The organism is Cypionkella aquatica (genome assembly GCF_030161095.1).
Classification (GTDB): Bacteria; Pseudomonadota; Alphaproteobacteria; order Rhodobacterales; family Rhodobacteraceae; genus Cypionkella; species Cypionkella aquatica.
This window is the reverse complement of sequence record NZ_BSPP01000010.1, coordinates 242,945-255,409: the sequence shown is the minus strand read 5'-3', so window position 1 is coordinate 255,409 and position 12,465 is coordinate 242,945. Positions and strand designations below refer to the sequence as shown.

The 12,465-nt window shown below is 63.0% G+C and carries 11 protein-coding genes; 5 read left to right on the top strand and 6 right to left on the bottom strand.

Annotation, left to right across the window (positions count from 1 at the left end):
* Nucleotides 1–95: 95 nt before the first annotated feature.
* Nucleotides 96–584, bottom strand: coding sequence for a DUF2852 domain-containing protein (locus QQJ98_RS14180; protein WP_284326000.1), 489 nt, complete (start codon nucleotides 582–584; stop codon nucleotides 96–98).
* Between the two features lie 396 nt (nucleotides 585–980).
* Nucleotides 981–1,445: a YbaK/EbsC family protein gene (locus QQJ98_RS14175; RefSeq protein ID WP_284325999.1), complete on the bottom strand. Its 465-nt coding sequence runs from the start codon at nucleotides 1,443–1,445 to the stop codon at nucleotides 981–983.
* A 94-nt stretch (nucleotides 1,446–1,539) separates the two neighbouring features.
* On the opposite strand from QQJ98_RS14175, the gene QQJ98_RS14170 reads away from it, so the two are divergent.
* Nucleotides 1,540–4,341 (top strand): [protein-PII] uridylyltransferase family protein, encoded by a 2,802-nt coding sequence (locus tag QQJ98_RS14170; RefSeq protein WP_284325998.1) that lies wholly within the window; start codon nucleotides 1,540–1,542, stop codon nucleotides 4,339–4,341.
* A gap of 18 nt (nucleotides 4,342–4,359) precedes the next feature.
* Entirely contained in the window at nucleotides 4,360–4,635 is a 276-nt protein-coding gene (locus QQJ98_RS14165; protein WP_284325997.1) for a hypothetical protein, read from the top strand.
* A 390-nt stretch (nucleotides 4,636–5,025) separates the two neighbouring features.
* Here the strand turns inward: QQJ98_RS14165 and eda are convergent, their stop codons facing one another.
* Together eda and edd are read right to left on the bottom strand one after the other, a co-directional pair.
* Nucleotides 5,026–5,664, bottom strand: coding sequence for a bifunctional 4-hydroxy-2-oxoglutarate aldolase/2-dehydro-3-deoxy-phosphogluconate aldolase (eda, locus tag QQJ98_RS14160; protein WP_284325996.1), 639 nt, complete (start codon nucleotides 5,662–5,664; stop codon nucleotides 5,026–5,028).
* Between the two features lie 130 nt (nucleotides 5,665–5,794).
* Nucleotides 5,795–7,600: a phosphogluconate dehydratase gene (edd, locus tag QQJ98_RS14155; protein ID WP_284325995.1), complete on the bottom strand. Its 1,806-nt coding sequence runs from the start codon at nucleotides 7,598–7,600 to the stop codon at nucleotides 5,795–5,797.
* Between the two features lie 288 nt (nucleotides 7,601–7,888).
* Here edd and QQJ98_RS14150 point away from each other — a divergent pair, with 288 nt between their 5' ends.
* From QQJ98_RS14150 to QQJ98_RS14140, 3 genes are all read left to right on the top strand, one after another.
* Nucleotides 7,889–8,590 carry a DUF6778 family protein gene (locus QQJ98_RS14150; protein WP_284325994.1) on the top strand — a complete coding sequence of 234 codons (702 nt, stop codon included), beginning with the start codon at nucleotides 7,889–7,891 and terminating at the stop codon, nucleotides 8,588–8,590.
* A gap of 75 nt (nucleotides 8,591–8,665) precedes the next feature.
* Entirely contained in the window at nucleotides 8,666–9,934 is a 1,269-nt protein-coding gene (locus QQJ98_RS14145; RefSeq protein WP_284325993.1) for an RSP_2647 family RNA methyltransferase, read from the top strand.
* Between the two features lie 9 nt (nucleotides 9,935–9,943).
* On the top strand, nucleotides 9,944–10,492 hold the full coding sequence (locus QQJ98_RS14140; RefSeq protein WP_284325992.1) for an RSP_2648 family PIN domain-containing protein: 549 nt from the start codon (nucleotides 9,944–9,946) through the stop codon (nucleotides 10,490–10,492).
* A gap of 110 nt (nucleotides 10,493–10,602) precedes the next feature.
* Here the strand turns inward: QQJ98_RS14140 and QQJ98_RS14135 are convergent, their stop codons facing one another.
* On the bottom strand, nucleotides 10,603–11,679 hold the full coding sequence (locus QQJ98_RS14135; RefSeq protein WP_284325991.1) for an aromatic ring-hydroxylating oxygenase subunit alpha: 1,077 nt from the start codon (nucleotides 11,677–11,679) through the stop codon (nucleotides 10,603–10,605).
* 61 nt (nucleotides 11,680–11,740) lie between these two features.
* Complete coding sequence (locus QQJ98_RS14130) at nucleotides 11,741–12,424, bottom strand: M48 family metallopeptidase (RefSeq protein WP_284325990.1); 684 nt, start codon at nucleotides 12,422–12,424, stop codon at nucleotides 11,741–11,743.
* Nucleotides 12,425–12,465: the final 41 nt, after the last annotated feature.

Sequence of the window (12,465 nt, the reverse complement as noted above, 5' to 3'; positions counted from 1 at the left end):
CCACAGCAAAAAGCCCCCGGCGCGAAACCGGGGGCTTTCAATGTCAACAGGTCAGCGACTGGTATCCGTCACGCTGGCAGCCGCTTACCGCAAAGTCAGTATTCGCCGGGGCGCGCCACATCAGCGCTGGACGGCGTGGTCGCTGGCGGTGCCGAGGCTGCCCGCGCCCGCTCTTCCATGAAATTGTCGAACTCTGACTTGTCCTTGGCTTCGCGCAGACGCTGCAAGAACGACTCGAAAGCGGTCTGCTCGTCCTCAAGGCGGCGCAGCATGTCAGATTTATAGGCGTCAAACGCCGCATTGCCCGAAGGCCGCATCGCGGAAGCACCCCAGTGCTGCGACTTGTGAGCCCATTTTTCAAAGTGACGCGCGCGGCGGTCGGCGCAGGAAGAACGGCTGAACATACGTTTGCTCCAGATCATATAGGCCAGCAGGCCCAGGCCCACGGGCCAGACGAAGATGAACCCAAGCACCATGGCCGCGATCCAGGCAGTTCTGCCACGATCGTCAAGCCAGGCCTCGGCACGGCGCAGAAAAGAGAAGACTCCGCCGGAGGCAGGGGCGGTGGTCGAATTCATAGGCATCGGCGGACTCCCGGTTGAAACTACAGGTTTGATCGTATGTGAATGTCTTTCACATGAGCCAAGATGCGCTGCCTTGCCCTCGCTTTCAAGGGCTATGTAAAAGATATTTACATCTGAGCCGCTCTGAAGCCAAACCCCAAGCGAAAACCCGCCTAATCGCCAAACTGCCCCAATCCCCGCGCCGCGCCATCCCGCACCGCGCCATCCCGCGCCGCGCCATCCCGCACCGCGCCATCCCGCGCCGCGCCATCCCCTCCTTGCGCCGCCCCATCCCCACGCCGCGCCGCCCCGGACCTGATCCGGGGCCTCGCCTCATCCCCAAAGGCCCAAGATCAAGTCCGCGAGATCAACTCCGGGGCACCTTGCTCAAGTGGCAGCACAGCCGCGCCAGTGCCATCACGCGGTGAAATCCGCCACCACCGCCCCGGTGATCTGCTGCAACTGCAAGGGCGGGATCGCAAAGATATGGCGCGGGGTGCCCGCCGCCGCCCAGACCACCTCGTAGCGCAGCAGGGTAGGGTCGATCCACAAGGGCAGAGGGTTCAGATGCCCCAAAGGCGACACGCCGCCAATCGCAAACCCGGTCACGGCCCGCACTTGGGTGGCATCGGCGCGGCCCAAAGTCTCGCCTGCCAAAGCGCTGGCGCGGGCCGGATCGACCTGATTGCCGCCCGCCGTCAGAAACAGATACATGCCACTTGCGCCGCCAAAAATGATCGACTTCACGATCTGATCCAACACGCACCCCGCCGCATCCGCCGCCTGCACCGCCGTCCGTGTCTCACCCGGCATCTCCAGCGGCACCCCCGCCACGCCATGCGCCTGCATGGCCGCCAGCACCCGCGCCAGACTTTTGCTCATCCTATCCTCCGCTTCATCGCTTTATCGACAAACCTAAGCCCCTCGACAAGTCTGCCGGATTGACCGCGCCCGCAAGCCTGCGCAAATTGCAAGGATGAGCCAGAATTTTGCAGCCCGCCTCACCCGACAACCCATCGCCTATGACCGCGATCAGGCCAGCGATATTGCGAGCCATTTCGCCGATCTCGCCCCCGACCTGCGCGGCCTGCTGGCCAATACGGCAGGCTGTAGCCCCTATCTGAAAGCGCTGATGCGGCGAGAGGCCGATTGGCTGCGCGTCGCCCTGACCCTGTCGCCCGAAACTGCCTTTAACGCGGTGATGGTGGCGCTGAATGAAATCCCCCTTGATCAGCTACCCAATGCGCTGCGCCAAGCCAAACGCCGCGCGGCCTTGCTGACGGCTTTGGCCGATCTGGGGGGAGTGTGGTCCTTGATGCAGGTGACGGGTGCCTTGACCGATCTTGCCGACCGCGCCGTTGACCTTGCGATGCAGCGCTTGGTTGCCGATGAAATCCGCCGCGGCAAACTGCCCGGTGCCACCGCCGATGATGCGGCCACAGCGGGCGGCATGGTCAGCCTTGCGATGGGCAAGATGGGCGCCGCAGAGTTGAATTACTCCTCTGACATCGACCTGATCTGCTTGTTCGATCAGGATCGCTACGGCACCGATTGGCAAGACGCCCGCGCCGCTTTCATCCGTGTCACCCGCAAAATGGCCGCGATGCTGTCGGATAACACCGCCGAAGGCTATGTGTTTCGCACCGATCTGCGCCTGCGCCCCGATGCCTCGGTGACGCCAGTGTGCCTGTCGATGGCCGCCGCGGAAGCCTATTACGAGGCGCATGGCCGCACATGGGAACGCGCCGCCTATATCAAAGCCCGTCCCTGCGCAGGCGACATCGCGGCGGGGGAGCGCTTTCTGAAAGCGCTGACGCCGTTTGTCTGGCGCAAACACCTCGATTTCGCCGCCATCCAAGATGCCCATGACATGCGCCTGCGCATCCGCGAGCATCGCGGCCTGAATGGCGCCGTCACTGTCGAAGGCCACAATATGAAACTCGGTCAGGGCGGCATCCGCGAGATCGAATTCTTCACCCAGACCCGGCAGCTGATCGCCGGGGGTCGTGATGTGACCCTGCGCGACCGCACCACCTTGGGCGGCCTGCGCGCGCTTGCGGCAAAGGACTGGCTGCCGTCCGAAGTCGCCGCTGACCTCTCAAGCCTGTACACCCAGCACCGCGACCTTGAACACCGCATCCAGATGGTGAACGACGAGCAGACCCATACCCTGCCGACCACGCCCGAAGGCATCGCCCGCATCGCGGCTCTCTGCGGTCAGACCGAGGCCGCTTTCCGCACAGATCTGCTTGACCGCATCGCCCGCACCGACCGCCTCACCGAAGGCTTCTTTGCCCCAACGGCGGTGGAATCCGGGCCCGAGCTGTCCGATCACGCGGCGCAAATCGTCAAAGGCTGGGCCAATTATCCCGCCCTGCGCTCGGACCGCGCGGCTGCGATCTTCCAACGCCTGCGCCCGGTGCTCTTGAAACGCCTGACCCGTGCTGCCAACCCCGACGAGGCGCTTGTGGCCCTTGATGGCTTCCTGGCTGGCCTGCCCTCGGGCGTGCAGATCTTCTCGCTGTTCGAGGCCAATCCGCAACTGGTCGATCTGATCATCGACATCGCCGCCACTTCGCCAAACCTTGCCCGCTACCTTTCGCGCAATGCCTCGGTGCTGGATGCGGTGATCGGCGGGTCGTTCTTTGACGCTTGGCCCGGCACCCCGGCCCTGACCGCCGAGCTGAGCAAACGTCTGAACGACATCCCCGATTACGAGCGTAAACTCGACGCCGCCCGCCGCTGGATGAAGGAATGGCACTTTCGCATCGGCGTGCATCATTTGCGCGGTCTGATTGATGGCTTTGAGGCTGGCAAGCAATACGCCGATCTGGCCGAGGCCGTGATCGCCGCCCTGTGGCCTGTGGTCTGCACCGATTTCGCCGCCAAACACGGCGCGGCTCCGGGGCGCGGTGCCATCGTGCTGGGCATGGGCAGCATGGGCGCTGGGCGCTTGAACGCCGGATCAGACCTTGATCTGATCATGATCTACGACGCCGCCGGGGTGGAAAGCTCTGACGGCAACCGCCCGCTGGCCGCGCGCCCCTATTACGCCCGCCTGACCCAAGCCATGGTCACAGCGCTGTCGGCGCAAATGGCCGAGGGCCGCCTTTACGAAGTCGATGTCCGCCTGCGTCCCTCGGGGCGGCAAGGCCCGGTTGCCACCTCGATCGACTCGTTCCGCAACTACCAAAGCTCCGAGGCATGGACATGGGAACACCTTGCCCTGACCCGCGCCCGCGTGCTGGCAGGCGAGCCGACGCTTGCCGCCGAGGTCGAAGCCTTTCGCCGCGCCATCATCGCCGAAAAGGGGCAGGGTGCCTCGGTGCTTAAAGACGTGGCCGATATGCGCGCGCGCTTGGCCGAAGCCAAACCGGGGACAGGCGGCTGGGATGCGAAATTCGGCCCCGGTCGGCTGATGGATATTGAACTGCTGGCGCAAACCCTTGCCCTGCAAGCCGCAAGCCCCGCGCGCAGCGTTGAACGCCAGATCGCGGCAGGCAGCCAGATCAGCGGTGAAACCAAGGCTAAACTGTCGTATTCGGATCAGACGGCGCTGCTGGATGCCTACAGGTTATGCTGGCAAATGCAGGCGGCAAGCAAGCTGCTGTCCGATAAACCGCTCGACCCTGCGACTGTGGGGCTGGGCGGTCAGGCGTTCTTGCTGCGCGAGGTTGGGGCTGCGGAAACCGAAGCCAGCACCCAGACGTTGACAGATCGGCTGGCGCAGGCGGCGGCCCTTGCGGAACGGGCCATTCTGGCCCATCTGAACGGGTGATCTATGGGGAGACGCGCAGTGGATTTATCTCAGGCAGACCCGAAAGGGCTGGTGCGCGAAAGCTACAACATCGAGGGCATCAGCTACGGCGAATGTGGCCAGATCTTCATTGATTGGGTGCTCAGCCTGCCCGCAGTGGTCGACACGCCCGACTATATCCGCGCCCTGATCGTGCATTACGCGCTGCCAAACCCCAATCACCCCATGAGCCGCGTGCTGACCGAGGCGCTGACCGCCCCCACCGAGCCCAAACGCCGTGGTGGTCGCGCCGCCCGGTTTGCCGACCGCCCCTGAACAAACCGGCCCCTGAGGAAACCGGCCTTTGCGGAAAACAGCCGCTGACGAAACTGGTTAACAACCTCTTCAGGCCGTAGCAGGCTCTATGCCGCGCGCATCAACATGATGCGGTGACAAGTCCAAAAACCGCAAGCTAAAGAGATTTGTCCCAGCGGGGACAGTGATTTCTAACATTCTGTCCCCGCGGGGACAGAGACGCAGCCCGCGATCTTGTCGCAATTTGTCCCCGCGGGGACAGTAACGCGGCCAACGACGGGGCCAGTGGGTGGGGCAAGTGATCTGTCCCCGCGGGGACAAATCACCACTTTCCCCCGCAGCAACACCCGGTTGCAAGCCGACCCAAAGCGCCTCTGGCTTTATCCGCAACGCGCCCGCGAAAATCGCGCCTTAGCGCAGTGCGGCGGCCTCGGCAGCCAAAGCGGTGATCGCCGCCCAATCGCCCTTGGCCATCGCGTCTTTCGGCGCGACCCAAGACCCGCCAACGCACAGGATATTCTTCAGCCCCAGATAATCCCGCGCGTTCTTCAGGCTGATGCCACCCGTCGGGCAAAACGACACTTGCGGAATAGGCGAGCCGATGGATTTCAGATAAGGCGCACCGCCCGCCTGCTCTGCCGGAAAGAACTTCTGCACGGTATAGCCCTTTTCCAGCAGCGCCATGATCTCGGATGCGGTGGCAGCCCCCGGCAACAGCGGCAATTCATATTCGGCACAAGCGTCCAGCAACCGCTCGGTCGCCCCCGGCGAGACGCCAAACTTCGCCCCCGCCGCCTTGGCCGCCTTCACATCCGCAGGCGTCAACAACGTGCCAGCCCCAACCATACCCCCCGGCACCTCCGCCATGGCGCGGATCGCATCCAGCGCGCAAGCGGTGCGCAAGGTGACTTCCAAAGCAGGCAAGCCGCCCTTGACCAAAGCCTCGGCCAAAGGCTTGGCATGTGCCAGATCGTCCAGCACCAAGACGGGGACGACCGGGGCAAGGCGGCAGATTTCGGAAGCCAAGCGGGATTGTTCGGTGGGGGTCATTTGTATCTCCATCCCCGATCGCGGGGCAGTTTGAAAGGTCGAAGCCTCCGGCGGGGATATTTAGACAGAGAGGATAAACCGAAGGCTTCTGGTCATCCTCTCTGTCTAAATATCCCCGCCGGAGGCAAAATCAGATTACCACAGCCGCGCCGGTTTCAGAGGTGCCGACCGACTGGCGGAACGCCTCAAACAATTCGCGGCCCATGCCAAAGCGGTTGGCGGACAGATCGGCTGTGACGGGCTCGCGGGTCTCGAAATCATCGGACAGCACCGACAACGTGCCCGCCACCGCATCCAGCCGCACGATATCGCCATCGCGCAGCCGGGCAAGCGGGCCACCCTTGGCAGCCTCGGGTGAGACATGGATCGCCGCTGGCACTTTGCCCGATGCGCCTGACATCCGGCCATCGGTGACAAGCGCCATTTTCAGCCCGCGATCCTGACACACCGACAACATCGGCGTCAGGCTGTGCAATTCCGGCATGCCATTGGCTTGCGGCCCTTGGAAACGCACCACGACGATGGTGTCAGAGGTGAACTCCCCCGCCTTGAATGCGGCTTTCACGTCGTGCTGATCGTGGAAAATCCGGCAAGGCGCCTCGATGATATGCCGCTCGGGCGCCACCGCCGACACTTTGATCACGCCGCGCCCCAGGTTGCCCGACAACTGCCGCAAGCCCCCAGTCGGCTGGAACGGATCAGAGGCCGGGCGCAGGATCTTGTCGTTCAGCGTGTGGTTGGCCCCAGCCGCCCACGTCAGCTTGCCGTCGCGCAAGGTCGGCTCTGAGCGGTAGTGCCGCAAGCCGTCGCCCGCCACGGTCTTGGCATCGCCATGCAGCAGGCCGTGATCCAGCAACTGCCCGATCATATAACCAAGCCCACCTGCGGCATGGAAATGGTTCACATCGGCCAGACCATTGGGATAGACCTTGGCCATCAACGGCACCGCTTGGCTGATCTCGTCGAAATCCGCCAGATCCAGCAAAACGCCCGAAGCCCGCGCCATCGCAGGCAGGTGCAGCACAAGGTTGGTGGAGCCCCCCGTCGCCATAAGACCGACAAGGCCGTTGACATAGGCGCGTTCATCCAGAATCTCACCCGCCGGGCGGAAGTCGTTGCCCAAAGCGGTGATCGCCACGGCACGCTCGATAGCATGGGTGGTCAAAGCCTCACGCAGGGGGGTGTTGGGATTGACGAACGAGGCACCGGGCAGGTGCAGGCCCATAAACTCCATCAGCATCTGGTTGGTGTTGGCGGTGCCATAAAACGTGCAGGTGCCGGGGCCGTGGTAGCTGGCCATCTCGGCTGCCATCAATTCTTCGCGGCCAACTTCGCCGGTGGCAAAAGCATTGCGGACGCGGGCTTTCTCGTCATTCGGCAACCCGCTGGTCATCGGCCCCGCAGGCACGAACACCGCCGGGATATGGCCAAACGCCGCCGCCGCCATCACCAGACCCGGCACGATCTTGTCGCACACCCCAAGGAACACCGCCGCATCAAACGTATTGTGCGACAGCCCAACCCCAGCGGCCAAAGCAATCACATCGCGAGAGAACAACGACAGCTCCATCCCCGCCTGACCTTGGGTGACACCGTCACACATCGCAGGCACCCCACCCGCGACCTGAGCCGTGGCCCCGGCGCGGCGCGCGGTGTCACGGATCAGCTTGGGGTAATCCTCATAGGGCTGATGCGCCGACAGCATATCGTTATAGGCGGTGATGATGCCGATATTGGGGCTGCGCCCCGTCGCCAGCGCATCCTTATCGCCCCCCATCGCCGCATAGGCATGCGCCTGATTGCCACAAGCCAGATGCCCGCGCGCCGGCCCCTGCGCCACCGCCGCCGCCAGCCGCGCCAGATAATCGCCCCGCGTCTGCTGCGAGCGTTCGCGGATGCGGTCGGTCACGCGGTCAATGGTCGAGTTCAGCGACATGGGGGCACCTCGGGCTTGGCGGATCGGCAGGTTAGGACAAACAGGCTGGGTCAAAGCTGCATTCATCATAGGATAGCAGAAACTGTTAGCGCTAACAACACGATTGCGCATCAGCGCCGCGAAATTCTGCGAAAGCTGTTGATGGCAGGGGGGGCACGTCGATACGAAAGGCAAAGCGTCGTGAAACCACCGCCATCATACCTTGGTTTCGCGCCATGTTCACCCAAAACCTGCCACATTTACCGGGCTTTATTGCTTAACGCCGGGGGCAAACCAAAGGGTGAAGCCATGAAGATCACGTCTCTTTCCATTCTGGTACTGGCCTTGGGTCTTTCGGCCTGTGCGCAGACCACCTCGATGTCCACGCAAAATCAGGTCTCGTCCGATGTCTCGCAGGCACCGTTGTTGCCGCAGACCGCTTCGGGGCAGACAGCCATGATGATGCAGTCGGAATATGACGTGAAAGCGGTCAACATCTCGGTGCCGCAAAGCCTGCGGGTGTCAGAAGCCAACACATTCCATCCCAGCGCCGATATCGTCTGGCGCGGCGATCAACCGGGAGAGCGTCATGCGCAAGTCAAGGCGATCTTTGAGACCGCAGCCGCACGCAGCACCGCAACCATGCACAGCGGCGCGCCCGTGGTGGTCGATCTTGAAGTCGTGCGCTTTCATTGCCTGACCGAAAAGACCCGCTATACCGTGGGCGGCGTTCATTCCATGCACTTCATGATGACGGTGCGTGATGCGACCACGGGTGCGGTCCTGCAAGGCCCGCGCCGCATTGTGGCCGATGTCAAAGCGGCGGGCGGCAATCGCGCTGTCGCCGAAGATCAGGCTGGCCGCACGCAGAAGGTCGTGGTGACAGATCGTCTTGCCGAAGTGATCCGCCGGGAATTGTCGGCACCTGTGAAAGTGCTGCCCGATGATGCCGTGGTGACGCGCTTCGATGGCAGCCCGGTGCAACTTGCCTCGGCCTATCCAACGCGCTGATTGCCACAGCAATCGAACCCCGGCCCAGATCCAACGGGGCCTTTTCACAGACGCGATATCTTAGTATGGGGGGGTATGAGCCTCCCCATTTCACATGAACCCGCCCCGAACTCTGCCGATGATGCCGCCGACTTGGTTTCCCCGGAAACCACGCAGCGCCGCTATCCGGTCGTGCGTCTGCGCCCCAAGGCCGAAGCCCGGGCTATTCGCCACGGCTTTCCTTGGGTCTATGCGGATGAGCTGGTCACCGACCGGCGCACCAACAACCTCGCCCCCGGCGCTTTGGCGATTCTGGTTGATGGCGAGCGCCGCGATCTGGGGCTGGTCACGGTCAACACCAATTCCAAGATCATCGCCCGGATGCTGGATCGCAACCCCGAGGCCACGCTGGATCAGGCATGGTTTGAGGCCAAACTGACCCGCGCGCTGGGCCTGCGCGCCCGGATCTACGACAAACCCTTCTACCGGTTGGTGCATGCCGAAGCCGATGGCTTGCCGGGCATCGTGATTGACCGCTTTGGCGATACCGCAGTGATCCAACCCAACGCCGCTTGGGCCGAGGCGCATCTGCCGATTTTGGTCGCGGCTTTGCAGGCGGTCACCGGGGTGCAAACCGTGGTGAAAAACGCCACCGGCCGTTCGCGCGGGCTGGAAGGGCTGAACGAAGAAAATCTGGTGCTGGTGGGTGGCGTGTCTGCCCCGATCCAAGTGCCGATGAACGGCGCGACCTATCTCGCCGATGTCACTGGCGGGCAGAAAACCGGTTTGTTCTTTGACCAGCGCCCCAACCATGCGTTTGCTGCCGGTTTGGCCCGCGATGCGCGGGTGCTGGATGTGTTTGCGCATGTCGGCGGCTTTGGGCTGGCGGCTTTGGCGGGCGGTGCGGCCTCGACCCTTGCGGTGGATGCCTCGGCCCCAGCTTTGGCCTTGGCCGGGCAGGGGGCGGCGGCTTCGGGCTTTGCGGATCGCTTCACCACCCGGCAGGGAGATGCCTTTGAAGTGCTGGAAGCGCTGGGCGCAGAGGCCGCGCAGTTCGATCTGGTGATCTGCGACCCGCCCGCCTTCGCCCCCGCCAAACCGGCGCTGGAGGCAGGCTTGCGTGCTTACGAGCGCATCGCCCGGCTGGCCGCACCCTTGGTTGCTCCGGGTGGTTATCTGGTGCTGTGTTCGTGCAGCCATGCCGCCGATCTTGCGTCGTTCCGCAACGCAAGCGCACGCGGCATCGGACGTGGTGGGCGACGTGGGCAGTTGTTGCACACCGGATTTGCCGGGCCGGACCATCCGATGCTGCCGCAACTGGCCGAAAGCGGCTATCTCAAGGCGCTTTTCTTCCGGTTGGATTGAGCATTGGTGATGAAAGCCGTCTTGGACGCTTGCGTGCTCTATCCGCCCGTGCTGCGCGAGATTCTGCTCGGCGTGGCGGCCAAGGGGCTATATCAGGCCCTGTGGTCCGATCGGATCCTCGCCGAATGGACCCGCGCCACCGCGAAACTGGGCGTCCAAGCCCAGGCGCAGGCCGAAACCGAAGCCGCCCTGATGCGCGCCAGCTTCGCGCGCGGTTTCGTGCGCGAGCAGCCCAACATCGAAGCCCGGCTGATGCTGCCGGATGAAAACGACGTGCATGTGCTGGCCATTGCTATCGCGGGCAATGCCGATTGTATCGTGACCTTCAACGCCAAAGACTTTCCCCGCCACCTGCTGGCAGAAGAGGGCCTTGAACGCCGCGACCCCGATGGCCTGCTGTGGCAACTCTATTCATTTCACCCGCTCGAAGTTGGTGCCGTGGTCGCAAATGTCCACGCGACGGCCGAAGCCATGAACGGCGCGCCGGTGGTGCTTAAATCACTGCTGAAACGCGCAGGCCTGCCACGCTTGGCCAAAGCCATCGCGGCCGCAGCCTGACGCCAGCGCGGGCTTTGCGTAAAACAATTTGAAAATTTGCGTCCCGCCCCGCAGCCTCGCCCCTCCGGGTCTCGGCCGCAGGAAGGGTTTTCGTGCCGCCGGGTTTGAGGTTAACGCCCCAAAGCCTGCGCCACCCGGGTCTGGAAATACTGCACGCCTTTTTCATGCCGCCCGCTGAGCGGTCCGGCGGTGTATGCGCCTGAGGCATAGTTGCGATGGGTTTCGGCGCAGACGGTGTAATCTTCTTTCACCACCGCCAAAGTGCCATCCACTGATTTCGCCCGCGCCACGGCTCCGCTGGCAGAGGTATCGGCGAAAAAGAAATGGTAGTGCTGGTCGGTGTGATGGGTCGAGGCCGGGTTGATCCGGCTGACATTCATGCCGCCGTCAAACAGGCTCAACGTCCAGTTCGGCCACATCCACAGCCATTTGCCGCGATAGAACAGCCCCTGTTTCGGCGGCGCGGTCATCTTGACAAAGCCGTTGTGCGCGGTGGTCTCAAAGGCCTCAAACTCGATCGCGGCGTAAAAGCTGGGATGCGTGCCTGGGATATGATAGCCCTCGACGAAATTATCGGTGTAGATTTTCCAATTGGCGTCGAAGCTGACGGTCGCGGTGTCGGTGGCCGCATAGCTTTCCATCGGTTCGGCTGCGAGTTCGTCGGGAAGATCGCCCAATTGCTCCAGCAGGCTTTGCGCCGGATCAAGCCTTGCGAACAGCAAGCCGCGCCATATGTCGACCGCAACGGGCTCCAACGGCCAATCTTCAGGGATGATCGCGGGATCTTTGCCATACCATGGCGCCTGCACCAGCCGTCCGGTGTCGGCAAAGCTCCATTTGTGATAGGGGCAAACGATAAGCCCGCAGCTGCCCGTTCCATCCGCCAGCAGCTTGGCACCACGGTGGCGGCAGACATTTTTGAAGCCACGCAGCGCACCGTCGCGGCCCCGTATTGCGAAAACAGGGGTGCCTGCGATGTCGATGGCAAGATATTGGCCAACCTCGGCCACCGATTGCGCAGGCCCGATGAACTGCCACGAGCGCGCGAAAATCTCGCGCCGCTCTTGCTGGAATATATCCTCGCGGACGTAAAGCTGCGGATCGAGGTTAAGATATTGCGCAGGGGCCTCGGTTTGCGACGCAATAGCCTTGGGCGCAACATTGTTCGGCGGAGTGTCTAGCGACATGCTGGCATCCTTTCGATTGCTGCCAGCTTGGCAAATTCCCCACCGCGGTGCAAGCCGCAGATCAAGCGTCCCAGCGCGTCGCCAAAGCCTCGATTGCGGCGATGCGGTCATCGGTTTTGGGATGGCTGAGCAGCCATGCCGGCGTGCCTGCACCCGCACTTCCGGTCAGCGCCGAAAGCTTGCGAAACAGCGAGACCTGCGGAGCGACGCCGATCCCGGCTTTCACCAGCAAAGCCGCCGCATAGGCATCGGCCTCGAATTCATCGCGCCGCGACAGATGCGCCATCAGCAGACCCGAGATCATATTGGCAATCCACATGCCAAGCCCCGGCAACATCCGGTTGAGCAGCGCCGACAGCATCACGACCACCGCATTTTGCCCGGTGAAATCAATCATCCGCCGCCGTGTGTGGCCCAAAGCGACATGGCCGAGTTCATGCGCGATCACGCTCGCCAGCTCGGCATCCGAAACTGCGCCCGCGGCTTTGCGGTCCAGAAAGCCTTGCGTAAGGTAAATCTGCCCATCCGGTGCTGCCAGACCATTCACCGCAGCAATCTGATAGACATTGACCTTGATCTGCGGCAGCTCCAGTGCCACCGCCAGCTTTTGCGTCAAGGCCAGCAGGGCAGGGTCGCGCAACGGTTGGCTGTATTCGGCCAGTTGCTTTTTGGTGCGCCACACCGAAAAGCGCATCATCAGCAGGCCATAGCCAATCATCAGCAGCAGGGGGAGGAGTTTCAGCATGCTGCCAATATGGTGCAAGGCGCTGTCTGCGCAATGGGTCA

Bases quoted from the DNA above. Each gene is read 5' to 3' on its own strand.
- QQJ98_RS14145 (WP_284325993.1), top strand. From the start codon at position 8,666: ATGAGCCTCCCCATTTCACATGAACCCGCCCCGAACTCTGCCGATGAT.
- QQJ98_RS14180 (WP_284326000.1), bottom strand. From the start codon at position 584: ATGCCTATGAATTCGACCACCGCCCCTGCCTCCGGCGGAGTCTTCTCT.
- QQJ98_RS14170 (WP_284325998.1), top strand. From the start codon at position 1,540: ATGAGCCAGAATTTTGCAGCCCGCCTCACCCGACAACCCATCGCCTAT.
- QQJ98_RS14150 (WP_284325994.1), top strand. From the start codon at position 7,889: ATGAAGATCACGTCTCTTTCCATTCTGGTACTGGCCTTGGGTCTTTCG.
- QQJ98_RS14175 (WP_284325999.1), bottom strand. From the start codon at position 1,445: ATGAGCAAAAGTCTGGCGCGGGTGCTGGCGGCCATGCAGGCGCATGGC.
- eda (WP_284325996.1), bottom strand. From the start codon at position 5,664: ATGACCCCCACCGAACAATCCCGCTTGGCTTCCGAAATCTGCCGCCTT.
- QQJ98_RS14130 (WP_284325990.1), bottom strand. From the start codon at position 12,424: ATGCTGAAACTCCTCCCCCTGCTGCTGATGATTGGCTATGGCCTGCTG.
- QQJ98_RS14135 (WP_284325991.1), bottom strand. From the start codon at position 11,679: ATGTCGCTAGACACTCCGCCGAACAATGTTGCGCCCAAGGCTATTGCG.
- QQJ98_RS14140 (WP_284325992.1), top strand. From the start codon at position 9,944: ATGAAAGCCGTCTTGGACGCTTGCGTGCTCTATCCGCCCGTGCTGCGC.
- edd (WP_284325995.1), bottom strand. From the start codon at position 7,600: ATGTCGCTGAACTCGACCATTGACCGCGTGACCGACCGCATCCGCGAA.